We start from the raw sequence: 25,744 nt of genomic DNA, 5'->3' as shown, positions 1-25,744 counted from the left end.
TACGATAATTCGAATATACGGTAAAGCGAATGTGTCTAGGAGAGCGTGCCTAACCCTTTCCACTAGGTTAGCGAGACGCCGCCCGCACACGTCTTAGAGAAAGGCATCTGCAAAGTGGGCCTGCTGGCCCACTTCATGCTGGCTAAATTTGCCGACGCAATGCGCGATTAAGATTATCAAGTCGTTGCCGCACAGGAGGATGACCGTTTGATCATGCAGAGTATCTTGGGCTAATGCTTACCTAGCCATTTAGATTTTGCGCCAGACAAAAGCAGGAATTGCCCGGATGTAAATTAATTCGCTCACTAGCTCAATCAGCGTTTGGGTGATGACTGCCGCCGCCGCTAGCCCTCTGATTTCCTCCGGTAGAGCAAGTGCCAAGGGCAGAACCACCAACGAGTTCCGTGTCGAGCTACTGAACGCTACTGATCTTGCAGTGATGGCCGGCAATTTGAATGCTCGCGCAACCAGCGCACCAACCAATGGTGCCAAGAGCATGAAACCGATGTAGACAGGAATGACGGGCAGCAGCTTGTCCATGTCTCTGACCACCGCTGAAATCTGAGAGCCGATCACTACGACCAATACAGCCGCCATAGCCGGCACAGGCATCCAAGCCCAAGCATTGTTCCAACCCTCAACGACGCGTGACCTTTTTGCACCGGCAGCTGTTGCTACCGCCAAGACCAAGGGCAAAGCGATCAGCACTACGAAGGCCTCAACAAATGGGCCGACAGATATAACCACAGCCGAGTCATTTCCCAGCATGAAGGCCAGATACAGGGGCAGTAGAACAAGCTGTAGCAAGAGTAGTAATGGCGTTGCCGCCAGAGTCAGCTTGGAGTCGCCCTTACCGATATGGGTAAACACCACCACATAGTCGATACAAGGCGTCAGCAAGACCAACAGTGCACCCACCAAAATCGCTGGGTGATCCGTTAGGCCCATGGTCAACGCCCAAACCAACAGGGGGATGGCGACGAAGTTGGCTGTCAGCAGCGCCGTCATGAACCGTTTGTTTGCAAGCCCTTCACGGAGATCCAGGAAAGGGATCTGTAAAAACATGGCGTACATCAGCACAGCGATGGTTGGTGTCACCAACGCACCTAACGCTTGAGAAGCATTAGGTGCGAGCAGACCTCCGATAGCCGCGATAATGACCGCGACGAAGTAGACCGGAATCTGGTTCTTCTCTAGCTGTTCTCTGTCCACGAAATGCCCTTAAAACGCGTGAAATCAATTTTCGATTGAGCAGGGTAATATCTGTAGCTACTACAGGTTCAAGAAAATGCTTGGGGAATCCGCATGTCAGGAATCGGGGCGTTGTCTAAATCAACGGGTTGCCACATTGAGACGATTCGCTACTACGAGAAAATAGGCCTTTTACCGCCGGCCCTGCGGTCGACCGGCAGGCACCGAATCTACACAGAGAAGCATCGTTCAAGACTCGTGTTCATCCGTCAGAATCGTGAGTTAGGCTTTCCTCTCGACGATATACGGGAACTCATCGCGCTCGCAGCGGATGCTGATCGTCCGTGTGCTGACGCACTGTCAGTGGTCAAGAAGCACTTGGCAGAAGTAGAGTCGAAGGTAGCTAAACTCCAGCAGATCCGGATAGAGCTGCTCTCGATGGCAGGCACGTGTGAGTCAGCATGCTTAGGATCGAACACCCCAGATTGCACGATTGTTGATTCAATGTTCGAACCCGCTGCTGGGGCTCGCTCTGGTTGCTGCTCTTAGCCCAGTCGGAAACCATAGTAGAAGCCAGCTGCCATCTAAATTGAAGAACACGAAAATCTCACCGAGCTGTGCGTCCGCTCAAGGTGATTTTGCTTCGAAACGTCTTCAACGGACCATCGGAGAAACTTGAGCAAGAGGTGCAGTAGCGTACTAATTCAGCAGCATTTTCTTAGCAGATAACGGTGCTGTTTTGGCGAAGGTGCATGGTAGTAAAGACGTCGTCGTGGATATCCCGCAGCCTGATCTCCACGAGCAGAAGCTCCCCTTCCGTGATGAAGGCTGCTCTCTGCGGTTCGTGGATCCGGTGAGGGCTTGATGAGAGCACGCGGACTGATGCGACCTTCTGAAGGGCTGAGTCATAAGTGCCACAGCCGTTCAAATTATACTTTTACGGGGACAGCAAGGAAGGACATGAATTACAGAGTGAGGGTTGCAACACCCGCTGATGCCTCTGACATCCAGGCTATCTATGCGCCAATGGTTTTGGACACGGTCATCTCGTTTGAGCTGACGCCTCCGACTGTCGATGAGATGGCTGCACGAATAATCGCAACACTGCCGACGTATCCCTATCTGGTAGCCGAGTTGGAAAGCAAGGTCGTTGGATACGCTTATGCAAGCCCGCATCGAGCGAGAGAGGCCTATCGTTGGTCGGTGGATGTTACCGTGTATGTGGCCGCGGTAGTGCAACGAAAAGGGGTTGGCCGCGCGCTTTATAAGCAGCTTCTATCAGTCTTAGAGAAACAGGGGTTTCATGCAGCCTATGCCGGCATTGCCCTACCCAACGCAGGAAGCATAGGTATTCATGAAGCGCTCGGGTTCACCCACATCGGCACTTACCCGGAGGTTGGGTTCAAGCGAGGCCAATGGCACAGCGTGGGTTATTGGCGTAAACCGCTTTGTGCTGTGATGCCCCCAATAGAGATCATCCCGTTCAATGAGATAAGGGGGAGCAGAGGGACAATAGTATGAGATGACTTGACTACTATTCGTCGCAATCAGTACCAGGCTGTTAGCTGAGAGCTATGCTTAGGAATGATTTAGGTTCGAGTCGGTTTACCGACCGGCGGGAGGAATGAATGAATTTGGCGGCGTTTACCTCGCTGCTTTCCGCAGGCGAGAACATAAACGGGTGCCCACTCACTGGCTCAGACGCAGTGGCACTCGCAAATCGGCATTTTCCTTCCCGTCCATACTGCCTTGTTGCTGATTGGGTAATCTTGGACCTAGAAGTTACTACACGTCAGCGAACAGCCATCACCGATAGAGGGCTTATCCCGGCCTTGGTTTACGCATTGACCGTTATTCAAGATAGCAAAGGTCGTTTTGCACCGGGTGATTGGGTTAGATCGACGCTGGAGGTTTCCTTCTCCCAAAACTGTTTATTTGAGACGAAAAACACGGTTTATGTGCTTATGAGAGCCGGCCGAAGGTTGCGCACAAATTTAGACATCGCACTGAGCTTGTGCTGAGACCACAGCTCATGTGCCAATTTTTCCTGGCTGCTTACTCAAGCTGTTCGTGTCAAACTATGTTGTGAACAATTGGACGCTGCATTTGGAGCACAGCCCATTTGGGTCAATCTATGTTGCTGTTGTTGTTATCCCGGATCATCCTACAGGCCCCGATTTACGCGAGGGTCTGTGTCAAACTATGTTGTTGGTAACCAGCTCTCCCACAATCGCAGCCTCGGCTGCGATTGTCGTATCCGCCGCCGAGGAATCCCATGGACCGCTTTCAGGAAATGCAGATCTTCGTTGTTGTCGCCCAGGAGCAAGGCTTTTCGGCGGCTTCGCGGCGTCTGGGCCTGTCGGCGGCGAGTGTCACCCGGGCGGTGGCGGCGCTGGAGCAGCATATCGGTACGCAGCTGCTGGTGCGCACCACGCGCACCGTGCATCTCACCGAAGCCGGGCAGCGTTATTTCGATGACTGCCGGCGGATTCTTGCTGAGGTGCAGGAGGCCGAGGATTCGGCGGCGGGCAGCCATGCCTTGCCGCGCGGGCAGTTGACGATTACTGCGCCGGTGCTGTTTGGCGATCTGTTCGTGACGCCAGTGATGGCCGATTACCTTTGTCGTTATCCGGATGTGTCGATCAACGCGTTGTTGCTGGACCGGGTCGTCAACATGGTCGAGGAGGGCATTGATGTCGCGGTACGCATCGGTGAGCTGCCGGACAGCAATCAGCATGCGATCCGAGTTGGGGAAGTGCGGCGGGTAATCTGCGCTTCGCCGGGGTTTCTGGCTGAACATGGCCGCCCGGAGCATCCGCAGGCATTGGCCGGGCTGCCGGTGGTGGCGACGTCGGCGATCGGTCAGCAACGCAACTGGCCGTTTCTCGACGGCGGTGAAGCACTCAGTGTGCGCACCGAACCGCGCCTGACCGTCACGGCCAATCAGTCGGCGATCACCGCTGCGCGCAAAGGCCTGGGCCTGACGCGAGTGCTGTCCTATCAAGTGGCGGACAAGGTCGCAGCGGGCGAGCTGGAAATCGTCCTCGCCGAGTTTGAATTGCCGCCGTTGCCGATTCATGTGGTGTATCAGGGCGGGCGCAAGGCACCGGCGCGGATCCGCAGTTTTGTCGACTTCGCCGTGAAGGCGCTGCGCGAGCATCCGGCCTTGAGCGCAGCGGCGTTATTGCACGAGATGAAATAATCGATTGCAGCGGCTGGTTATTCTGTTGTTCCGGCAACCCATAGATGATGACTCCATCGGCGCGCTCATTCCCGTAGCGACGTCACTTTTCAGCGGAGTCGACCATGCAAGCGATCAAACTCTACAACTTCCCCCGTTCCGGCCACGCCCACCGTGTCGAGTTGATGCTGTCGCTGCTGCAACTGCCGACCGAGCTGATCTTCGTCGATCTGGCCAAGGGTGAGCACAAGCAGCCGCAGTACCTGGCGATCAACAGCTTCGGCCAAGTGCCGGCGATTGATGACAATGGCGTGGTGTTGGCTGATTCCAACGCGATTCTGGTTTATCTGGCGCAGAAATATGGCAACGGACGCTGGCTGCCGGCCGACCCGGTGGGCGCAGCGCATGTGCAGCGCTGGTTGTCGGCAGCGGCGGGACCGATTGCATTTGGCCCGGCGGCGGCACGCCTGATCACGGTGTTTGGTGCGCAACTGAATGCCGAGGAAGTCATTGGCCGTGCGCACAACCTGCTCAAGGTCATGGAACTGGAGTTGGGCAAAACTGCATATCTGGCGGGCGAAGAGCCGACCATCGCTGACGTGTCTGCCTACAGCTACATCGCACATGCGCCGGAGGGCAATGTCTCGCTGGATGACTACGCCAACGTTCGCGCCTGGCTGACACGGATCGAAGCCTTGCCGGGTTTTGTCGCTATGCCGCGCACGGTGGCCGGGTTGCAGAAAACCGCGTGACCTCCACTCAAGCGTAGGACAGAGCCTTTTCAGCCAGCAGTTCCTGATACAGCTCTGTCCACTTGCGACCCATCTCATCGGCGGTGAACAGCTGCCGATAGCGCGCTTCCGCTTTGACCCCCATCTCGGCAGCACGCTCAGGGTTTTCCCAAAGCGTACGCATGGCTTCACGAAAGGCCTGTGGATTGCTCGGTGGCACCACCAGCCCGGTTTCGTTGTGGATATTGATGAAACTGGTGCCGGTGCCAATTTCGCTGGAGATCATCGGTTTGCCGTACATCGCGCCTTCGAGCAACGAAATCCCGAAAGCCTCGGAGCGCAGGTGCGAAGGGAAGACAATCGCGTAGCTCAATTGCAGCAGCGCCACTTTATCCTCGTCACTCAGACGGCCGAGAAAGTGAATATTGCGCAGGCCCAGCGCGGCGGCCTGTGCATGCAGTTCCTGCTCCAGCGGACCGGCACCGACGATCACCACGGGATAATCGATGTCTTTGAGCGCGTCGAGCAGGATGTGCAGGCCCTTGTAATAACGCATCACCCCGACGAACAGAAAAAACTTATCCCCAAGTTGTTGGCGCCAGCGGTTCATGCGTTCGGTATCGGGCTGTGGATAACCTGCTTTATTCAGGCCGTAGGGGATAACGCGGGTTTTGTCCTGAAACTGCTGCAGGACATCGCTGGTGTGCAGATAGTTTGGCGATGCAGCAACGATGCGGTCGGCGCTGGCGAGGAAGCGATTCATCAGTGGCCGATAGAGCTTGAGCAGATGCTTCTGGCGAATGATGTCCGAGTGATAGGTGACCACGCTCGGCTTGTTCACGGCGCTGGCGAAATGCACCAGATCCATGAATGGCCACGGGAAGTGATAGTTGATCACGTCGGCTTCGGCGGCCAGCTCACGGAACTGCTTGAACACGCTCCAGGAAAAACCGGTCGAGGCGAACTGAATATCCAGCTTCGCCCGATGTACTTCGTGCTGGCCCAGTTGCACCACAGGCGGCGTCGGATTGGTGCTGAGGGTCAGCACTTGCCCATCGATGCCATGCTGGGCGCCGCTTTCGCACAACTGAAAGATGACTTGTTCGATGCCGCCGACCGAATCGGGCAGGTACGTCTTGAAGAAATGAAGAACGCGCATTCAACCTCCCATGGCCTGGCGGTAGGCACCAGCCGTAGCCTGTGCACAACGCTTCCAGGAAAAAAGCCCTGCTTGCTGCAATCCCGCTTCGCGGCAGGCCTGCCAATGCAGCGAGTCGTCAAGCAGACGGCTCATTGCATCGCGCAGGCCCTCGGCATCGTCCGCTTCAATATAGTTGCCAGCCGCACCGGCCACTTCCGGCATCGCCGAAGAACGGGTGGTCACCACCGGCGTGCCACTGGCCATGGCTTCCAGCACCGGCAAGCCAAAGCCTTCATACAATGATGGAAATACCAGCGCCCGGGCGCCGGCCAACAGTTGCGCCAATTGCTCATCGGGCAGATAGCCGAGCAGGCACACGTGGCCGCTGGCCAATGCCTGGCGTAGTGGCTCGCTGAACTGCTCGCGCTGCCAGCCGGCCATGCCCGCAATCAACAAGGGAAAGCGCTGGCGCACAGCGTCTGGCAGCAGGGCGTGGGCCTGCAACGCCAGGCTCAGGTTCTTGCGTGGCTCGAGGGTGCCGACACAGAGGAAATATTCCCGTGCCTGGACGGCGTGAGCCTTGAGCACACTGTCGATTTCCTCAAGTGGCCGAGGACGGAAGCGTTCGGCCACACCCAACGGCGCCACCACGAATCGCTGTGCAGGGAGATTGAAGTAGGCCTGCGCTTCGTCAGCGATCGCCTGCGAATCGGTCAGAATGACCCGCGCCTGCTCCACGCCGGCGGCCAGACGACGTTCGATTTCCCTCAAACGTGCTGGTGGCTGGGTTTCTGGAAAATGCAGGTGCGTCAGATCATGCAGGGTGATCACGGTCGGGCCGTCGAAGGCCAGGGGCCACAGGCTCGGCTCGTGATAAAGATCGAGCCCTTGTGCACGCCCCTGATCAAAACGTTTCTGCTCCAGCCAGCGGCGTGCCTGATAAGCCCCGGGAATTTGCCGCAGCAATGGCGTCATGCGCGAGTAGCCGGGCATGGCTGCGGCCGGCAGGGCCGAACTCCAGCCCCATCCGTGAAACAGGCTTACGTCCACATCGGGTTCGCTGTGCAAGGCGTTGACCAGTTCGGCGACGTAGTGGCCAATGCCGGTGCGCGGTGCTTGCAGGATGCGGGCGTTAAGAGCAATGCGCATGCGGCCTCGCTTGCACGCGCGGGGCCTGCTGAACATGGGCAAGGCTGCGTGTCGCCAACTGCTCACTGGCCTCGCGCCAGCCGATCCAGCGCCAGCCAGCGACGTCGCGGGCGGCGGGAAACTGTCCGCTGCGCTGATAGGTTTCGATCAGATCGGCAAGGCTTTGTGGATCCAGCAGATCGAAATACGCCATGAACTCGCCACCGATTTCGCGGAATACCGCGATGTCGCTACCCATCGCTGGCAAACCGCGCTGCATGGCTTCCACCAGCGGCAGGCCGAAGCCTTCGACGAACGAGGGGAAGACCAGCGCACTGGCGTGCGCGTATGCATATTCAAGGCTGGTGTCGCTCAGGTCATTGAACATGAACAGGCGCCGATTCAGTTCCGGATGATTGCGGATTCGCTCGAGCAGCGCGTCGCATTTCCAGCCGATACGTCCGGCGATGCACAAGCGTGCCGTCGAGCCGGCAGCCCAGGCGCGTTCGAAGGCGTCGAGCAGGTACCCATGGTTCTTGCGCGGCTCAATAGTGCTGACCATCAGGAAAACCGCTTCGGACCCGAAGAACAGATCCTTGAGGCGTGGTTCGATCGTTGCCGCGCCGTGATGCAGGTCGAGCTCGGACCCCAGATAAAAATGATCGAACCAGCGCTTTTCAGTCTGCTCGGCACCGATTCTGCGTTGCAATTCACCACGCACCTGATCACGCACCGTGGCGGAAATTGCCATGTAGCCGTCGGCCGTGTGGGTAATCCAGTCGAACCACTCATTGAAAACTTCGACCAGACGCGTGTCGTAAAACTGCGGATGCGTCAGCGGAATCAGGTCGTAGATCACCGCGATCATGCCGACGCCGTCGCGTTTGAGCTGCTCGACATGGGCGAAAAAGTCCGAGTGCCAGGATGAATCCAGCAGCACCAGCTGATCGCCCGGGTGGTGTTGAAGCGGCGAGCAACGTTTAAGCAGCTGCCTGCGATTGATCCGTCTGACCAGCCGAATCGGCAGGCCGAGCACGGCAAACTGGGTCAACCGATAGCTGACATAAAGGAGCCGCCGCGCCAGTTTCGACGTGCATAGCGCATCGCGGCGCTGATGCCACTGCCAGAAACGATGGGCGAGGCGCTCCAAGCGTTCACCGAAGGTTTCCAGGCTGTTCCAGAACGGTGTATCGAGTGGCGCCAGTTGCAGCACGCGGTAGAGCTGGCGATTGATCACCACCACCGGCATGCACTCAACGCCGTCAGCGCTGGCGGGCAGCTGCTTGATGACGTTGCGCACCACGCGCTGGATCCCCGAATTGACCTTCGGATGTCTGAATACGTGAGTGCATTCGACCAGCAGCCGGGTCATGGTGTGTGCTCGACGTGGCCGACTTCGGTATGACGGCTGATTGTGGTCTGCGCATTCAGCCATGAGCAGCCGACGAAATCTTCGCGTCGATTGTTGATGACATGAAACACCAGACCGAAATCACGCCATTCGAAGTTTCGATCCAGATGCGAGTCCAGCCTCGACAGGCTCAGCGCTACGGAATAGTTGCCTTTTCCAAGGCCCATCACAAACGCGAAGCGATAGTTGATGCGCTCACCGGCGCGCAGATTTTCCAGCGCCTGGTTCTGGCGATGGGTATTGATCCCATACATGGGCTGGCCGAGACGATCCTTGATCATGAAACCGAGCACCAGCCTCTCGATGTCCTGACGTACCTCGACGTCCACTGCCAGGACCACTGGCTGGCCGACTTCGGCGGCCTCGATCAAGCGCTCGGATTCGTCGAGCAGGCGCACCCGCACAATGCCGGCTTCACCGGTACCCGACACGGTCTGCACGTGGCCGCCACTGAGCATTTCCTGGCGCACTATCTGGCCCTCGCGCTCGGCGAGCAGAGCGTTGTAATAATCCATTACGGCTTCAGGCCTGTCGTGCATGGCCAGACGGCCACCATCAAGCAAGATCGCGGTATCGCAGATCGACTGAATCGCCGAGCGGTCGTGGGACACGATCAGCAAGGTTGTGCCAGCCTCGCGAAAGCTGCGGATGCGCTCAAAGCTCTTGTGCTGGAAATACGCATCCCCGACAGACAATGCTTCGTCGACGATCAGAATATCGGGGCGGCGTGCGGTGGCGACGCTGAACGCCAGACGCATCTGCATCCCACTGGAATATGTACGCACCGGCTTATCGATCGCCTCGCCGATTTCCGCAAAGCTCTCGATTTGCGACATCAAGGCGTTGATTTCTTCAAGTTGCATGCCGAGCAATTGCCCGGCCATCACGGCGTTTTGCCTGCCGGTAAAGTCAGGATGAAAGCCCATCCCCAGTTCCAGCAATGCGGCGACCCGGCCGGTCAGCTCAATGGTGCCGCAGGTTTGTCGGGACGTGCCGGTAATCATCTTCAGCAGCGTACTCTTGCCTGCGCCATTGACTCCGACGATGCCCACGGCCTGGCCCGCAGGTATTTCGAAGGTCAGGTCCTTCAATACCCAGTGCCGGTTGTGCCGCAATCGGGAAAAGGGAATCAGCCATTCGGCCAGACGACTCCAGCGACTGGGGTATTGTTTGTAGGCTTTGCCCAGCCCGGTAACACGGATATGTCCCATCAGAGTTCATCCACCATTTCACCGACCCGCTGGCGGAACAGGCGCAGTCCGATTGCGCAGAAGACCGCGCCGATCATGAATGCCGGCAATAGTGAACTCCAGGCTGGCCACTGGCCGTAAAGGAAGACATTCTGATAGCTTGCAATCAGGTTTGTCAGAGGGTTGAATCGCAGCAGACTCTGCAGCCACTCCGGCAAGATGGTGATCGGGTAGACGATCGGCGTCAGCCAGAACCAGAACTGCAGACAGATGCCGAACAGTTGACCGACATCGCGAAAGAACACGTTCAAAACGCCGAGGACCATGCCCAGCCCGGCGCAGAACATCATTTGCAGAGCAATCAGCGGAATCAGTGCCAGTAAAGCCATTCCCGGCCAGCGCCCGGTGATCAGCAGAAACCCGAGAAACAGGCTGATGATGATCGCGAAGTTGATCCCGGCGTTTATCAACACAATCACCGGCAGGCAAATCCTCGGGAAGCTGATTTTCTTCAGCAGGTTGGCGTTGTCGAGAAACATGTTCTGGCTGCGCAGGGTGATTTCGGAAAACAGCCCCCAGGCCAACAGGCCGGCGCACAGGTAGATGCTGTAAGCCATGCCGTCAGCTACCCCGGGCAAACGGGCGCGCATGATGTGCGAAAAAATCACCGTGTAAACGATGATCATCGACAGCGGATTGAAGATCGGCCATAGCGCGCCGAACAGCGAGTTGCGATAACGCGCTTGAAACTCGCGCTGCACGCTGCCGAGGATGAACCCACGGTAGCTGTACAGCGAGCGGTACAGGGAAAGCAGCATTCAGACCGTCCTGCCGTATTGATCTTCGAAGCGAACGATATCGTCCTCGCCCAGATATTCGCCGCTTTGCACTTCAATGATGACCAGGTCGATCACTCCGGGGTTCTCCAGGCGATGCTTGTGGCCGGCAGCAATGAACGTTGATTCATTCTTGGCGACCAGGGTCGTGCCGGAACCGTTGTTGGTGACCTTGGCCATGCCTTCGACCACTACCCAGTGTTCGTTGCGATGATGATGCATCTGCAAAGACAGCTTGCCACCGGGTTTGACCACGATGCGCTTGATCTTGAAACGCGGGCCTTCCTCCAGAACGGTGTAGGTGCCCCAGGGACGGCTGACAGTACGATGCAGGCGATAGGCTTCGTGGGACTTGTCCTTGAGTTGCTTGGCCACGCGGCGTACATCCTGTGCACGGTCGGCATGGGCCACCAGCACCGCATCGGCGGTGTCGACGATGATCAGGTTATCCACACCGACGGTCGCCACCAGCCGGCCTTCGCTCTGCACGAAGTTGTTGTGGCTGTCGATGAAGATCGCTTCGCCGCTGGCGCGGTTGTTGTCGGCGTCGGCGGGAATCAGCGCGGCGACCGCGTTCCACGAACCGATGTCGCTCCAGTCGAAACCGGCAGGTACCACCACGACTTTTTCCGAGCGCTCCATCAGCGCGTAGTCGATGGAGATGTCGGTGATTTCGGCAAACAGGGCCGGTGACAACTCCTGTTGCAGGCAGCCGACCGTTTCGACCGGTGCGCTGACGGCCATGCAGGCGCGGGTCTGTTCCAGCAACTCGGGTGCGTGCAGTTGCAGTTCGGTAATGAGCGTCGCGGTGGTGAAGCAGAACATTCCCGAATTCCACAGGAAGTTGCCGCTCTCCAGGTAATGCGTGGCGGTCTGCAAGTCGGGTTTCTCGACGAAACGCTGCACCTTGGCCGCGCCTCTGGCGTCCAGCGGCGCACCGGTCTCGATGTAGCCGAAGCCGGTTTCCGGCGCGGTCGGAACTACGCCGAAGGTCACCAGATAACCGTCCTTCGCCAGATTCACTGCGTGCTCGACCGCACTCTTCAAGGCGTCCTGATTGACGATCAAATGATCCGCCGGCATCACCACCATGATTGCGTCGTCACCATGCAGCACCTGCAATGACAGTGCTGCCGCTGCGATCGCCGGTGCGGTGTTGCGCCCGCTCGGCTCCAGCAGAAAGTGCCCGCGATGGCGCGACACATGCGCCGCGCAGTAGTGATCCTTGCTCTGGAAGTAATACTCGCGGTTGGTCACGGTGACGATGTCGCCCCAGCCGTCCAGCAACGCCGCCGCACGCTGGTAGGTCTTGCCCAGCAGCGACTGGCCGTCGGGCAGGGTCATGAACGGCTTGGGGTGGCCCTCGCGGGACACCGGCCACAAACGGGTGCCGGCACCGCCGGACAGAATCACCGGAATCAGCATGGCCTACTCCTTGGCGACGCGTTTCATGTCCGCATCCATCATCATGCGGATCAGGGTATCCAGGTCGGTTTTCGGTTTCCAGCCCAGCACTCGCTGAGCCTTGGCCGGGTTGCCGAGCAGCACTTCGACTTCGGCCGGGCGGAAAAACGCCGGGTCGATCTTCACGTAATCGCGGTAGTTAAGGCCAACGTGATCGAAGGCAATGCGGCACATTTCGCGCACGGTGGTGGTGACGCCCGTGGCGACCACGAAGTCGTCGGGTTTGTCCTGCTGCAGCATCAGCCACATGGCTTCGACGTAATCGCCGGCAAAGCCCCAATCGCGTTTCGCGTCGATGTTGCCCAGCGCCAGGTCCTGCTGTTTGCCCTGCTTGATGCGCGCGGCGGCGTCAGTGACCTTACGGGTAACGAATTCGATGCCGCGCAGCGGTGATTCATGGTTGAAGAGGATGCCGCTGCTGGCGTGCAGGTTGAAGCTTTCGCGGTAGTTGACGGTAATCCAGTGGCCGTAGAGCTTGGCCACGCCGTAAGGGCTGCGCGGGTAGAACGGCGTGTTCTCGTCCTGTTGCTCAGCCTGGATCAGGCCGAACATTTCGCTGGTCGAGGCCTGATAAAAACGCGTGTGCGGACTGAACTGGCGGATCGCTTCGAGCAGGTGTGTCACGCCCAGCCCATCGACGATGCCGGTGGTCACCGGTTGATCCCACGAGGCGGCGACAAAACTCTGTGCGGCGAGGTTGTAGACCTCGTCCGGTGCCGATTTGATTACCGCACGCTGCACCGAGCAGGCGTCCGCCATGTCGCCGTCGAGGTAGACGATATCGGCTTCGATACCCGTCTCGCGCAGGCGCCAGCGTGAATCGCTGCTGCGCCGGGCGACGAGGCCGTGAACCTTGTAACCCTTGTCCAGCAGCAGTTTGGCCAGATAGGCGCCGTCCTGGCCCGTGATCCCGGTAATCAGTGCACTTTTTGTCATTGTTGTCGTACTCGCATCTCCCAGTCGGACAGGATCGCCCGCAGGGATTGTTGTGTGGTGGTGGCGGGCGCCCATCCTGTGGCGCTGGCCAGTTTTGCGTGACTGCCGCAGACACGGCGCTGGTCGGCGCGCCGCATGCGCGCCGGATCCGCCACCAGTTCTACGTCGACTTCGGCCAGATCGGCCAATTGCTCGATCAGGCTGCGAATGCTTTGCTCGCGGCCCGAGCAGATGTTGTAGACCTGCCCGGGTGTGCCGTTTTCCAGCAGGGCGAAATACGCTGCGATCACGTCGCCGACATCAAGAAAATCCCGCGTAACGTCGATATCGCCGACTTGCAATTGCGGCGCTTGCAGACCCTGTCTGATACGGCAGATCTGCCGGGCGGCGCTGGCGATGACGAAGCTGTCCTTCTGCGCGGTGCCGATGTGGTTGAACGGACGCGCTACCAGCACTGGCCAGCTTTCACTCAGGCCCCATTGCAAACTGAGGAACTCCGCTGAAAGTTTGCTCACCGCGTAAGGATTGCGCGGCAGCGGCGGTTGTTGCTCGGTGATTGGCAGATGCTCTTCGGCGACTTGCCCGTAAACGTCGCCGGAGCTGACGTACAGGAAAGTGCCGGAAAAGCCGCGAGCCTTGAGCGCCTGCAGCAGGTTGAGGGTGCCGAAAAGATTGATATCGAAGGTGCGGGCCGGGTCACGAAAGGCTTCCGGCACGAAGGTCTGGCCGGCCAGATGAATGACTGCATCCGGCAACTCAGGCCAAAGGTCGATGAGGCTGTCGGCGTTCGTAAGGTCGTAGGCCGATGCGGCAGGCAGCAGCTCCCACGACGAGCCCGGCGACGCCAGACGAGACTGAATGTGTTGTCCCACGAAGCCGCTGAGGCCCGTGACGAACAGACGTTTTTTCAAACAGCGACCCCTTGGTCATGACTCGCGCCGCTTTCCTTACACGCTTTGAGGAAAGCGCTGTCAGACCGGAGGAAATATCCGGTGAAACAGCAGGCGAAGCCGTTGTTGTAGTTGTTTGGTTGCCAATCTGTGCCAATTGCTCGGCAATTTCAACAGGGCAAACCGTGACTGGTCAGTTCTCATCAGCGTAGTCAGATTTATTCTCACCGGGCGGTTCCCGGAGCCACGACGGATGTGTTTAGAATGGCCCTCGTCACGATCGCCATGGAAGTTCTGGCTCATTGTGCGCAAAGGTGAAACCGACCACTAAAACAAGAACAAGACGTGACTTGAGACGAAGAACCGCCACCGAGCCGGTTCGACGCTTGGCCGTCACTAGTATGAAGCTGCCGGTAACGCGGTTTCATTGTGGAAAGCCATGAATTTCATTCTTTATTCGGACATCAACGAACACTCCATCAGGGAGAGTCTCGGCCATCCCGACGCCAGTTATTACTTCGTTCTGAAGGCCTACCGTTCGTTGCTCGAAACAGTCGGGCGAGTCCATGTAGTGGGTAATGTCGCAGAGGTCGATCCGCTGTTTCGGCAATTCCACGCGGCCGGCGAGGAGAGTGTGTTCCTCTCGTTCACCCGACCACAGAAAACGGCGATCGACCTTCAATGCCCGACCGTTTGTGTCGTGACCTGGGAGTACGACTCGATTCCCGATGAACAATGGGGCGATGATCCTGGCCAGGACTGGACGCGCATGTTGGCAAGGCATGGCCGCGTGATCACACTGTCCAGCCATACCGCCCGAGCGATTCGTCGCTCGATGGGAGAGGATTTCCCTGTGCTGGTATTGCCCGCCCCACTCGGAGAGGAGCTTGCGTCCATCGGTAAGCAGCACCTCAGCACACCGGTCAACACAGATACGACGTTGACACTCAAGGGGTGCATTTTCGATTCCCGCCAGATGAATCTGCATCCGGATAATCTGCTGCCCAAGCCGCTCACCGCCGAAGAACTGGCGGAAATCGAAGCTCAGTTGGAGGCTTCGCGACCACCACCGCTGACGTGGAAACGACGCTTCGTCATCGCAAAACATTACCTGCGCCTGTGGCTGCTCAATGCCGGCCATGATCAGACACCCCCGGTGCCGCGGGTGTGGTTTTTGCAGAATTGGTACTGGGAGGGGATCCGCGATTTGCTCCGGCATTCCTGGCATGACTGGCTTGCCAGGTATCTGCCCGGCATCGCCGGTCCTCAACCTTTGCCAGTGTCAGTGCAACCGCCACCGCGAGATATGCCGGACACCTCATTGCAGGTTCAAGCCGAGGTCAACGGTGTCGTCTACGTATCGGTGTTCCGCCCGGAGGACGGGCGTAAGAATTGGCTGCAGATCCTCACCGCTTTCTGCGCAGCTTTTCGTGACACGCCCGACGCCACACTGGTAATGAAATTTACCCAGAGCGACCTGGCGGCCGTCTATGCACACTTGATGACGCCACTGGCGCAACTGGCGCCTTTTTCCTGCCGGGTCGTGATGATTCACGGTTACATGGACGATGCGCAATATGCGCGGCTTTACCAGTCGGCGAGTTTTTACGTCAATGCTTCGCATTGTGAAGGTCTGTGCCTTCCGCTGATGGAATTCATGGCCTGCGGCAAGCCGGTGATCGCTCCCGACCACACGGCGATGCAGGACTATATCGATGAGTCCGTGGCGTTCGTGGTCGAATCCAGCGTTGAGGCGTGCACGTGGCCCCATGACCCGCGCATGCTGTTTCGTGCGCATCGTCACCGGCCAGACTGGGGCTCCTTGAAACAAGCCTACGAAGACAGTTACCGGATGGCCACGACACAGCCTCAGGATTATCAGCAAATGTCGTTGGCTGCCGCGCAGCGCATGGAGCATTTCAGTGCGATCGCGGTTCTGCAAAAGCGCGTCGTGGATTTTTTCGGGCTCGAACCACAGCCCGGTCACGTTGCGCAGGTCAGGGATAGCGCCCCATGCTGATCATCATCCATTCGGAAACCAACCAGCACACCATCAGCCGCAACCTGGGGCGCTCGGAGTACAGCTATTACTTCGTGCTCAAGGAGTATCGGCCAGTGCTCGAACGTCTGGGTCGGGTGATCGAGGTCATGGACCCGAACAGCGAAGTCGATGCGTTGTATGCAGAGTGCCAGTCACGTGGCGAGGCTTGCGTATTTCTGTCGTTCTCGCCACCGCATCGCACCCCGGTGCATCTGGCGTGTCCGACCCTGCCGGTCTTTGCCTGGGAGTTCAGCACGATTCCCGATGAGCCATTTGCTGGCGATCCGCTGAACGACTGGCGCACAGTACTTGCCGCCTGCGGTGCTGCGATCACGCACTCCAGTTACACGGTCGATGCCGTGCGCAAAGCAATGTCTGTCGAGTACCCGATAGTCGCCGTCCCAGCGCCGGTCTGGGATCGGTTCGCAGCGCGCGGCGTTCAATTGCAGGGGCAGCCAGCCGTCGATTCAGTACGGCTGAAAATCAAAGGCCTGGTAGTCGACAGTCGCGAGATCGCCTTGGATGCTTTCGCTCCTGTGCCGTTGCGCCGTGGGCGTGGAATCGATTTCCTCGCGCCGGTCACCGAGCAAGAGCTGGTGCTTGAAGGTGTGGTGTACACCTCGGTGTTCAACCCCCGGGACGGGCGCAAGAACTGGGAGGACATGATCAGTGCCTTCTGTGCCGCTATGCGTGAAAACGCTGATGCAGCCCTGGTGCTGAAACTCACCCATCACGATGCTGAAGAAGCCCTCACCGACATCCTCCATCACCTTTACAAGAATCAGCCTTATCGCTGCCGCATCGTGCTTATCTACGGCTATCTGGCAGACGCGGATTACGAACGTCTGGTGCAGGCGACCCGTTACGTCGTCAACACTTCCTACGGCGAAGGCCAGTGCCTGCCGCTGATGGAATTCATGTCGTGCGGCAAGCCGGCGGTGGCACCGTGCACCACGGCAATGATCGACTATATGAATGCCGATAACGCTTTTCTGATCGAGGCAACCGAGCAATTCACGGCCTGGCCTCACGACCCGCGTTCGGCCTATCGAACCTTGCGCTACGCAACGAGCTGGGCTTCGATCTGTGCCGCTTACACTGCCAGTTACGACGTCGCGAAAAACGATCTCCAGCGTTACGCCACCATGTCGGCACAGGCTGTCGTGAGTCTCGAGGCGTTTTGCAGTCAAGCGGTGGCCGAGCAGCGATTACGGGCGTTTCTGGCGAGCCTGCTGCAAGCCCGCGCCGAAATGGCGACGGAGGTTATCGGCGCATGATTCGCAGATTGCTTCATCGATTGTTTGCCCAAGCGCAATCTTCGCAACCGCCGCCAGCGGCTGAACCGATAGCGGAACCGGTGATTGAGCCGACGCCAGACGCTGAACCCGAGCCTTTATTTGTCTGGTCGCCCCGTGATGTCGGTTTGCGTGATGCCGTGCTGGACGGCTGGTTTCTCAATGACAGCGGCGAATTGCTCAAGGGCTTTGCCATTACGCCTGACGACACCTTGCTCGACGTCGGTTGCGGCGAGGGCGCCGCAACATTGTTTGCCGTACGCCAGGGCGCATCGGTGATTTTCACCGACAGTGAACACGACAAAGTGCGCGAGCTGGCACGGCAGGTCGAAGACCGCAGCACCCGGCCGAATCTGGGACTGGTCAGCAACACCTTACCGTTACCGTTGGCCGACGGCTGCGCCAGCCGTGTCGTGTGCATGGAGGTGCTGGAGCACGTCGACGAACCCGAAGCGTTCATGGCCGAACTGGCGCGTATGGGGCGCCCCGGTGCGTTGTACCTGCTGAGTGTGCCGGCTCCAGTGGGCGAACATCTGCAAAAAGGCATCGCTCCGCAGAGTTATTACCAGTCGCCCAACCACGTGCAGATCTTCACTCCAGAGCGCTTCGCCGCACTGGTCGAAGACGCCGGACTGATCATTGAGCATCGGCAGGCGACGGGGTTTTTCTGGGTGATGGGGATGATCTTTTTCTGGGCCAGCGAAAAAGCGGCCGGCAAGGATCCGGGTGGTGCGGTGCGTGATCGCATTCACGCGCCTTTTCCTCATCTGATGGGTGGATGGGCGAGGACCTGGGAAGAGATGCTCGACCGGCCCGACGGACTTGCGATCAAACAGGTGCTTGACCAGTTCATGCCCAAAAGTCAGGTGATCATTGCGCGTAAACCGCTGGATGCGGAGATGCCGGATGAGCAGTAAACGCATCATGGACATTGAGGTGCTGCGCGCCATTGCCGTGCTGGGGGTGCTGTTTCATCACTTGGCAGGCAATCTGTTCCGCGATCCGGTGCCTTTGCTTGAAGCCATTCATGCCTGGGCACAACCCTGGTGGGGCGTGGACCTGTTTTTTGCCATTTCCGGCTTCGTGATTGCGCGCAGTCTGATTCCTGCGCTGCGTGATTGCAGCAGCCGTCAGCAATACTGGGAGCAAATGCGCAATTTCTGGCTGCGCCGCGCTTTTCGCCTGCTGCCTTCGGCCTGGCTGTGGCTGGCCCTGGTGCTGCTGATGTGCATGTTCTTCAATCGCTCCGGGGCGTTCGGCACGCTGCAGGCCAATCTGCAGGCGACGCTCGCAGGAGTGTTGCAGTACGCCAATTTCCGCTTTGCCGATGCATTCTTCCGTTATGAATACGGCAGCAGTTTCGTCTACTGGAGTCTGGCTCTTGAGGAACAGTTCTACCTGTTGTTTCCACTGCTGATTCTGCTGTGCCGCAGACATTTGGTGTGGGTGTTGCTGGCGTTGGTTGCAGTGCAATTGCTGATGGTGCGCACGCCGCTGCTGATGGTCGTTCGAACCGATGCGCTGGCCCTTGGCGTGCTGTTGGCAATGTGGAGTACTCAACCAGGTTATCAGCGCTGGCATCCGCGGTCCCTGAGTCGGCGCGGGGGCGGAATTTCAGCACTGATTGTCGTTGGATTGCTGATGAGTTACCTGGCCACCGACGCATTTTCCGCAAGCCACTTTCGCATTGGCGCCATCGCTTTATTGAGTGCCTTGCTGGTATGGATCGCTTCTTATGACCAGGACTACTTATTATCGGCCGGGCGCTTGCAGCAATTGATGGGTTGGGTGGGAAGTCGTTCTTACGGCATCTACCTGATCCACATCCCAGTGTATTTCCTGGTACGTGAAGTTATTTTTCGCTTACAGGAAGCGGGCCTGCCGAGTCCGGCAGGTCATCCAGTGGTCACCTTGCTGTGGGCGTTCGGTCTGATTGCCCTGCTCAGCGAATTGAATTACCGCTTCATCGAAATGCCTATGCGCAACCGCGGTGCCGCGCTGGTGCAACGTCTTGGTACGTCCAGCACACCAACTGCGTCTTCTGAAGCCGCAGTCTGATCGACTCGCTCACGCCATGTTTTGTGTAACCTTGCAGCCCTGTGGTTTCAGGGATTTTTCAAGGTATGCGGTTTATTGCGGGTCTGATCTTTAGCGTCTTGCTGGCAGGTTGCGAGCAACACGTCGCGCCGGCCCTCGACCAGCAGCTCTACGTCTGGCAACGCCAATGGACACCTGCGCATGAACCGGCATTGCGCGACAGTCGCCATGATTTCTCCACTCTGCGCGTACTGGCATTGCAGGCCTTTCCCGGCGAGCGGTGGCGCAGGGCGCGGGTTGATCCAGCCTTGCTAAAAGCCGATGGCCGCCCTTTGATTGCAGTGATTCGCCTCGATGGCCAGCTGCAGTCGCTGGACCAGCAGCAGGTCACCGCGCAGATTCTGCAAGTCATCGCCGATTGGCAGGCGCAAGGCCTCACGTTGAGCGGCGTCGAGATCGATCACGACGCCGGTACAGCACGGCTGCCTGCGTATGCCCAATTGCTCAAAGATCTGCGCGCGACCTTGCCGCCATCGTTGCCTTTGAGCATCACCGCGCTACCGGCGTGGCTCGATAGCGCGCAGTTGCCGGCGCTGTTGCGAAGCGTCGACAGCAGCGTGTTGCAAGTCCACGCCGTGAGCGATCCGCGACTGGGCCTGTTCGATCCCGAGCAGGCGTTGAAATGGGCCAAGGCCTGGGCACGTATCAGCGACAAACCGTTCTATCTGGCGCTGCCGGCCTACGGCGTTGCGCTGTTGAGCGATGACGGTGGCGCGCCGGTAGTGGAAAGCGAAGTGCAACTGGAGCGCGGCGGGCAGCGCCGGGAGTTGCTCGCCGATCCGCTGCAACTCAGCCAATTGGCCAAGACTTTGCGCGAGGATCCGCTCGAGCATCTGGCCGGGCTGATCTGGTTTCGCCTGCCGCTGGCCAACGATCGTCGCGCCTGGAGCCTGAGTACTTTACGCGCGGTGGCTCGCGGAGATGTGCTGAACAGTCAGTTGCGCCTGTCATTCAAAGAGCAGGGCGGTCTCTATGACATCCAGCTCGAAAGCCACGGCAATCTCGACAGCCCGTGGCCCGCACAAATCACGCTAAAGGCGCAGGATTGTGCAGGTGCCGATGCGCTCGCCGGTTACTCGTTGCAACAAAGTGCCAATCTGCTTACCTTCACCCGCCTGCGTGACGGCCGCTTGCCGGCGGGCGGACAGCGCGCTGTCGGTTGGGCGCGTTGTGCACATATTGATCAAGGAGGTTCGCATGTTGACCCGTAACTGGCCCCGCCATCTGCTTTGCCTGAGCCTCAGCCTGCCGCTGGGTTCGGCGCTGGCCTGCGGCCCGGACTTCCCGATGCGCCTGCTCGACAACCGCGCGCAGACCTTGGCCGATTTGCCCGAAGGCAGTTTCAGCTTCGAAGTCAGTCGCCTCGGTAAAACCATTGCCGGGCTGAAAAATGTCACAGCGGCGACCCACAACCCCAACGACTATGCCGAAGACAACGCGGCTGAGCTGGCGCGCGAACAGGCTGAGCAGGTGGGCCTGAGCGTCGAGCAATACGCTGTGGTCAAGCGCCTGCGCGGGCTTAGCGATGCAAGTCAGGCCGAGGAGCAGGGCGCCAGTCTGCCGGCGGAAATCCGTTTGTACGTTGCCGGCGCGGTGGCTTTTGCCACCGGTGATCATCAATTGGCCACGGAGTATTTCAACAAGGTGCTGGCGCTGCCGGCAGACCAGCGTCCGTTGCGCAGCACCTGGGCGGCGTATTCCCTCGGGCGCATCGCCTTCGCCATGAGCAACGAGGCGCACGATCGCATCGAAGCGCTGGAAGAAGCGCGCAATGCCTTCCGCCAGGCCCGGCAACTGAGCATCGACGGCTTCAGCGATCCGTTGGAACTGGGCGTTGCCAGCCTCGGTGAAGAGGCGCGGGCGTTGCGCAGCGCGGGCGACTGGAGCGGCGCCATCGAACTGTACGAAGCACAGAACCTGCACGGTTCGGCCGTCGGTTACACCTCGCTCAAGCAACTGATGAACGAACTGGCCGAATTGCCGGAATCTCAGTTGGCCAAACTGCTCCAGCAGCCAGCAGTGCAGCAACTGGTCACGGCGTCGCTGGTCAGCCGTCAGGGCTGGTCTTTCGGTGAGCAGCCGCCGAATGAAAAGAAACTCGTCACACTCTTGCAAAACAGCACCCGTGGCAGCCTCGACAATGCCGATCGACTGGCGGCGATGAGTTATCAACAGGGCGACTACGCGTCTGCCAAGGCCTTTCTGGTAAACGCCGGCGACGGCGGGCTGGCCTGGTGGCTGCGGGCAAAACTGGCAGTGCGTGACGGCGACACGACTGCCGCTGCCGCCGCCTACGCCAAAGCCGCCCAGGCCTTTCCGCAGAATGAAGACTGGGGCTATCGCCGCACGCCGGACTGGGCGTTTGAAACGGTGCAGCCAAAATGCCGGGTCGACGGCGAAAGCGCGATCCTGGCGCTGCAACGCGGCGAATACCTGCAAGCGTTCGTGCAGCTGTATCGCAGCAACAGCCTTTACTGGTTCGATGCCGCCACCGTTGCCGAGCGGGTGCTGACGGTCGATGAGCTCAAGCGGTACGTCGATGAGAACGTGCCGGCGCCGCCGCCATTGACGCAGCAGGAGCGCGATAACTATGTGCCGCTGTCGGTGGCCGCCAATTTGCGCAATCTGCTCGGTCGGCGCTTGCTGCGTGAGGGCCGTTACGAGGCAGCGGTCGGTTATTTCGCCAGTGACGATCTGCAGCACAAGGCCCGGCTCTATGGCGAGCAACGGCTCAAGGCCGAGTCGGCGTGGTGGCCGAGCAAACGCGCCAGTGCGTTGTACAACGCCGCATGGACGGCCCGGGAGTGGGGCATGGACATCCTCGGTTATGAGATGGCCCCTGATTACGCCACCTTCGGCGGCAATTACACGCTGGAGAGCACGAAGCTGGATGTCGGCCCGCTGATTTCAGCGGCGGAAGTGCAGCGCCAGCAGGCCAGCGCCGCGCAACCGGATCAGCGTTATCACTATCGTTTTGTCGCCACGGCACTGGCCAGTCGCGCCGCCGATAATTTGCCGCACACCAGTCAGGCGTTTGCTGCGGTGTTGTGCAATGCCGCCGGCTGGAACAGCAGCCTTGAAGACCAGAGTGCGCTATATCAGCGCTACGTCAAGGAAGGTCCTTATGTGCCGTGGGCGCAAGACTTCGGCAATCAATGCCCGTACCCGGACTTCGAAAATGCCGACAAGCGTTACGTCACCCAGGTGACCGACGCCGTGCGTGAAACACTGCGGCCGTACAAGTGGCCGGTGCAGATCGGCGCGGTGCTGCTGGTCGCTGTTGCTGCGTTAATGCTGATTACCCGTCGTCAGCGCAAGGTGCGCAAAGGCTAGGCCTGTTGAATAAAGCCCAGGCGTACGGCGAAGCCAATCAACAGGCTGCCGAACAGCCATTGCTGAATGCGCTGGGCGGTCGGACTGTGTTGCAGCCAACGGCCTAGGGCCGCGCCGGTCATGGCGACAACACTGTCGAACAGCAGGCCGACGCTGACCAGCACCAGGCCGAGCACGGCGAACTGCGTCAGCACCGGCACGCCGTCGCTGACGATAAACTGTGGCAACAGCACCGAGCAGAACAGCAACGCCTTGGGATTGAGCAGGTTGGTCAGCAAACCGCGACGGATCGCACCGCGCCACTGGCCGTGGGCAGGTACCTGCTCTTGGGCTTGCAGGCTCGGCACCAGCGAGCTGCGAAAACACTGGATGCCGATCCACAGCAGATAGGCCGCGCCAGCGATGCGCACCACGTCAAAGGTCCACGGCGCCGTTTTGAACAGCGCCGCCAGCCCCAATGCCGCCAGTGCCACGTGGCAGGCGCGGGCGATGGCCAAACCCAACGCCGTGGCCAGCGCCGCAGCTCGACCTTGCCGCGCACCGGTTTGCAACAGCAGGATCATGTCTGGTCCCGGCAGTAGCAGAACCACAGCCAGCGTCAGAACGAACAGCCACAGACTTGCCACATCACACCCCCTTTCGTTGTTGATTTGCTCGGGCCAGTCTAGAGCGAGAGGGCAGGGCAGGTGCTTGCGTAGTCGGCTTCAATTGTTCGCAGCTTTGGCATAACCTGCTGGTTTTCAACCGTCAGACTATCGGGATCTGCCAAAGATGAAACTCGACGCCTATGACCGCAAGATTCTCGCCGCGCTGCAACGCAACGGGCGCTTGAGCAATGTCGAGCTCGCGGAAGAAATCGGCCTGTCGGCTTCGCCGTGTTTGCGCCGGGTGCGCATACTGGAAGAGGCGGGGGTGATCCGAGGCTACCAGGCCAATCTGGATCGCGATGAAGTCGGACTGGGGCTGACGGTGTTTGTCGGGGTCAAGGTCGAGCGGCACAACGAAGAACGCGCCGAGGCTTTTTATGCCGCTGTTACTGCGCTGCCTGAGGTGGTCTCAGCGTTTCTGGTGTCCGGCGAATCGGACTTTTTGTTGCAGGTAGTGGTGCCTGACTTGCGCGCTTATGACCGCTTTGTCAGCGCGCACCTGCTGAAACTGCCGGGGGTGAGCGATATTCGCAGCAACTTTGCCATTCACACGGTGAAAGCGCCGGGGGCGCTGCCGTTGGGGCATCTGCCGCTGTAGACCGGGTGGCACCATTCGCGAGCAGGCTCGCTTCCACATGGGGAACGCATTCCAAAGTGGGAGCGAGCCTGCTCGCGAAGACGGCGGCAAGGTTTGGAACCTACATCTGCGTCGCCATCCCCTCGACATTCATCGCTGCCTGACGCAGAGCTTCCGAACGCGTCGGGTGCGGATGGCAGGTAAGGGCAATGTCCTCGGCCGAGGCGCTGAACTCCATCGCCACACAGAACTCGCCGATCATCTCGCTCACGCTCGGCCCGACCAGGTGCACGCCGAGCACTTCGTCCGTGCGCTCGTCGGCGAGGACTTTGGCAAAGCCTTCTGTCTCGTGATTGATCTTCGCCCGGCTGTTGGCGGTGAAGGGAAACTTGCCGACCTTGTAGGCACGGCCCTCGGCCTTGAGCTGTTCTTCGGTCTGGCCGACGCTGGCCAGCTCCGGCTGGGTGTAGATGACGTTGGGGATCAGCGCGTAATTGACCTCACCGGCCTTGCCGTGGATCTGCTCGACGCAGGCCATGGCTTCGTCTTCAGCCTTGTGCGCGAGCATCGGGCCGGACGTGACGTCGCCGATCACCCAGACCCCAGCCGCTTCGGTGCGATGTTGCTTGTTGGCGAGCATGCCGCGTTTGTCGGTACTCAGGCCGACGTTCTCCAGCCCCAGGCCCTGGGTGTACGGCCGGCGGCCGATGGCCACCAGCACATAGTCGGCTTCGATCAGCTCAGCCGTACCACCAGCGGCAGGCTCGACGCTCAGCTGCACTCCTGTAGCGGAACTGGTGGCGCTAGTGACTTTGGAACTCAATTTGAAGGCGATGCCTTGCTTGCTCAGCGCGCGCTGCAAGGTCTTGCCGGCCTCGCCATCGACGCCGGGGCAGATGCGATCAAGGTATTCGACCACGGTGACCTGCGCGCCGAGTCGGCGCCATACCGAACCCAGCTCCAGGCCGATCACCCCGGCACCAATCACTACCAGATGTTTAGGCACTTCACTCAACGACAGCGCGCCGGTGGAATCGAGGATGCGCTGGTTGTCGATCTCGACGCCGGGCAGGGGAGTGGGTTCGGAGCCGGTGGCAATGATGATGTCCTTGGCGCTGAGCTCGGTCTTGTTGCCCTGATCGTCGGTCACGGAGACTTTGCCCGGGCCGTCGATGTGACCCCAACCCTTGATCCAGTCGACTTTGTTCTTGCGAAACAGAAACTCGATGCCCTTGGTCAGGCCGGCGACGCTTTCGTCCTTCTGTTTCATCATCTGCGCAAGGTTCAGCTTCGGTTCGACCTCGATGCCGAGATTGGCGAACTCCGTGCCCACCGCAGCGGCGTACAGCTCCGACGCGTGCAGCAAGGCTTTGGACGGCATGCAACCGACGTTCAGACAGGTGCCGCCGAGGGTTGCACGTCCTTCGACGCAAGCGGCCTTGAGCCCGAGCTGGCCCGCGCGGATCGCCGCGTTATAACCGCCGGGGCCACCGCCCAGAATTACCACGTCATAGTTGCTCATGCGCTTGCTCCAGATTGCTCGATGGGGATAGCCAAGATTAGTCGCGATAAAAATTATGCGCGTAATATGAGCTTCGCCGGACATTTCGGTCAAGGCTTCAGGCAAGCGACAGCTGCGGCATCCTTGAATAAGC

The 25,744-nt window shown here is 59.3% G+C and carries 21 protein-coding genes; 10 read left to right on the top strand and 11 right to left on the bottom strand.

Features of this window, described 5'->3' with window-relative positions:
• Nucleotides 1-249 precede the first annotated feature (249 nt).
• The gene (locus tag QMX86_RS01020; RefSeq protein WP_151550861.1) at nucleotides 250-1,212 is read right to left on the bottom strand and encodes an arsenic resistance protein; all 963 of its coding nucleotides are present in this window, start codon (nucleotides 1,210-1,212) and stop codon (nucleotides 250-252) included.
• 939 nt (nucleotides 1,213-2,151) lie between these two features.
• On the opposite strand from QMX86_RS01020, the gene QMX86_RS01010 reads away from it, so the two are divergent.
• The 3 genes from QMX86_RS01010 to QMX86_RS01000 all read left to right on the top strand — a co-directional run bounded on the left by QMX86_RS01010 (nucleotide 2,152) and on the right by QMX86_RS01000 (nucleotide 5,124).
• A complete protein-coding gene (locus tag QMX86_RS01010) occupies nucleotides 2,152-2,712 on the top strand; it encodes an arsinothricin resistance N-acetyltransferase ArsN1 family B (RefSeq protein WP_151550863.1) in 561 nt (186 codons plus the stop codon).
• Nucleotides 2,713-3,466: 754 nt separating this feature from the next.
• A complete protein-coding gene (locus QMX86_RS01005; protein WP_041476539.1) occupies nucleotides 3,467-4,393 on the top strand; it encodes a LysR family transcriptional regulator in 927 nt (308 codons plus the stop codon).
• Between the two features lie 104 nt (nucleotides 4,394-4,497).
• Nucleotides 4,498-5,124: a glutathione S-transferase gene (locus tag QMX86_RS01000; protein WP_282381485.1), complete on the top strand. Its 627-nt coding sequence runs from the start codon at nucleotides 4,498-4,500 to the stop codon at nucleotides 5,122-5,124.
• Nucleotides 5,125-5,131: 7 nt separating this feature from the next.
• Here the strand turns inward: QMX86_RS01000 and QMX86_RS00995 are convergent, their stop codons facing one another.
• From QMX86_RS00995 to QMX86_RS00960, 8 genes are read right to left on the bottom strand one after another with little or no spacing between them, the layout of a single operon-like run.
• A complete protein-coding gene (locus tag QMX86_RS00995) occupies nucleotides 5,132-6,262 on the bottom strand; it encodes a glycosyltransferase family 4 protein (protein WP_280036297.1) in 1,131 nt (376 codons plus the stop codon).
• Complete coding sequence (locus QMX86_RS00990; protein WP_282381467.1) at nucleotides 6,263-7,393, bottom strand: glycosyltransferase family 1 protein; 1,131 nt, start codon at nucleotides 7,391-7,393, stop codon at nucleotides 6,263-6,265.
• On the bottom strand, nucleotides 7,377-8,744 hold the full coding sequence (locus QMX86_RS00985) for a glycosyltransferase family 1 protein (protein ID WP_282381462.1): 1,368 nt from the start codon (nucleotides 8,742-8,744) through the stop codon (nucleotides 7,377-7,379). The genes QMX86_RS00990 and QMX86_RS00985 overlap by 17 nt, the downstream gene beginning before the upstream one ends.
• Complete coding sequence (locus QMX86_RS00980; RefSeq protein ID WP_273527424.1) at nucleotides 8,741-9,994, bottom strand: ABC transporter ATP-binding protein; 1,254 nt, start codon at nucleotides 9,992-9,994, stop codon at nucleotides 8,741-8,743. Before QMX86_RS00980 ends, QMX86_RS00985 begins: the two co-directional genes overlap by 4 nt.
• Nucleotides 9,994-10,791, bottom strand: a complete 798-nt coding sequence (locus QMX86_RS00975) for an ABC transporter permease (protein WP_282381453.1) — start codon at nucleotides 10,789-10,791, stop codon at nucleotides 9,994-9,996. Before QMX86_RS00975 ends, QMX86_RS00980 begins: the two co-directional genes overlap by 1 nt.
• Complete coding sequence (locus QMX86_RS00970) at nucleotides 10,792-12,234, bottom strand: mannose-1-phosphate guanylyltransferase/mannose-6-phosphate isomerase (protein ID WP_073470835.1); 1,443 nt, start codon at nucleotides 12,232-12,234, stop codon at nucleotides 10,792-10,794. It lies immediately after the preceding gene.
• Nucleotides 12,235-12,237: 3 nt separating this feature from the next.
• Nucleotides 12,238-13,209 carry a GDP-mannose 4,6-dehydratase gene (gene gmd / locus QMX86_RS00965; protein ID WP_016772418.1) on the bottom strand — a complete coding sequence of 324 codons (972 nt, stop codon included), beginning with the start codon at nucleotides 13,207-13,209 and terminating at the stop codon, nucleotides 12,238-12,240.
• Nucleotides 13,206-14,120: a GDP-mannose 4,6-dehydratase gene (locus QMX86_RS00960; protein ID WP_282381446.1), complete on the bottom strand. Its 915-nt coding sequence runs from the start codon at nucleotides 14,118-14,120 to the stop codon at nucleotides 13,206-13,208. Before QMX86_RS00960 ends, gmd begins: the two co-directional genes overlap by 4 nt.
• A 418-nt stretch (nucleotides 14,121-14,538) precedes the next feature.
• On the opposite strand from QMX86_RS00960, the gene QMX86_RS00955 reads away from it, so the two are divergent.
• From QMX86_RS00955 to QMX86_RS00930, 6 genes are all read left to right on the top strand, one after another.
• Entirely contained in the window at nucleotides 14,539-16,119 is a 1,581-nt protein-coding gene (locus tag QMX86_RS00955; RefSeq protein ID WP_282381443.1) for a glycosyltransferase, read from the top strand.
• On the top strand, nucleotides 16,113-17,417 hold the full coding sequence (locus QMX86_RS00950) for a glycosyltransferase (protein ID WP_073470839.1): 1,305 nt from the start codon (nucleotides 16,113-16,115) through the stop codon (nucleotides 17,415-17,417). Before QMX86_RS00955 ends, QMX86_RS00950 begins: the two co-directional genes overlap by 7 nt.
• The gene (locus QMX86_RS00945; protein WP_282381439.1) at nucleotides 17,414-18,352 is read left to right on the top strand and encodes a methyltransferase domain-containing protein; all 939 of its coding nucleotides are present in this window, start codon (nucleotides 17,414-17,416) and stop codon (nucleotides 18,350-18,352) included. The genes QMX86_RS00950 and QMX86_RS00945 overlap by 4 nt, the downstream gene beginning before the upstream one ends.
• Complete coding sequence (locus QMX86_RS00940) at nucleotides 18,342-19,493, top strand: acyltransferase (protein ID WP_282381796.1); 1,152 nt, start codon at nucleotides 18,342-18,344, stop codon at nucleotides 19,491-19,493. Before QMX86_RS00945 ends, QMX86_RS00940 begins: the two co-directional genes overlap by 11 nt.
• 65 nt (nucleotides 19,494-19,558) lie before the next feature.
• Nucleotides 19,559-20,743 carry a DUF3142 domain-containing protein gene (locus QMX86_RS00935; protein WP_282381436.1) on the top strand — a complete coding sequence of 395 codons (1,185 nt, stop codon included), beginning with the start codon at nucleotides 19,559-19,561 and terminating at the stop codon, nucleotides 20,741-20,743.
• Nucleotides 20,730-22,865 carry a hypothetical protein gene (locus QMX86_RS00930; protein ID WP_282381433.1) on the top strand — a complete coding sequence of 712 codons (2,136 nt, stop codon included), beginning with the start codon at nucleotides 20,730-20,732 and terminating at the stop codon, nucleotides 22,863-22,865. Before QMX86_RS00935 ends, QMX86_RS00930 begins: the two co-directional genes overlap by 14 nt.
• Here QMX86_RS00930 and QMX86_RS00925 read toward each other — a convergent pair.
• The gene (locus tag QMX86_RS00925) at nucleotides 22,862-23,491 is read right to left on the bottom strand and encodes a LysE family translocator (RefSeq protein WP_282381431.1); all 630 of its coding nucleotides are present in this window, start codon (nucleotides 23,489-23,491) and stop codon (nucleotides 22,862-22,864) included. The two genes, QMX86_RS00930 and QMX86_RS00925, sit on opposite strands and share 4 nt — an antisense overlap.
• A 145-nt stretch (nucleotides 23,492-23,636) precedes the next feature.
• Between QMX86_RS00925 and QMX86_RS00920 the strand changes: the two genes are divergently transcribed.
• The gene (locus QMX86_RS00920) at nucleotides 23,637-24,110 is read left to right on the top strand and encodes an Lrp/AsnC family transcriptional regulator (protein ID WP_073470845.1); all 474 of its coding nucleotides are present in this window, start codon (nucleotides 23,637-23,639) and stop codon (nucleotides 24,108-24,110) included.
• A gap of 100 nt (nucleotides 24,111-24,210) precedes the next feature.
• Here the strand turns inward: QMX86_RS00920 and lpdA are convergent, their stop codons facing one another.
• The gene (lpdA, locus tag QMX86_RS00915; RefSeq protein WP_282385450.1) at nucleotides 24,211-25,611 is read right to left on the bottom strand and encodes a dihydrolipoyl dehydrogenase; all 1,401 of its coding nucleotides are present in this window, start codon (nucleotides 25,609-25,611) and stop codon (nucleotides 24,211-24,213) included.
• Nucleotides 25,612-25,744: the final 133 nt, after the last annotated feature.

This window comes from Pseudomonas sp. PS01270, from assembly GCF_029959775.1.
Classification (GTDB): domain Bacteria; phylum Pseudomonadota; class Gammaproteobacteria; order Pseudomonadales; family Pseudomonadaceae; genus Aquipseudomonas; species Aquipseudomonas atacamensis.
This window is presented reverse-complemented; position numbering and strand designations above follow the sequence as displayed.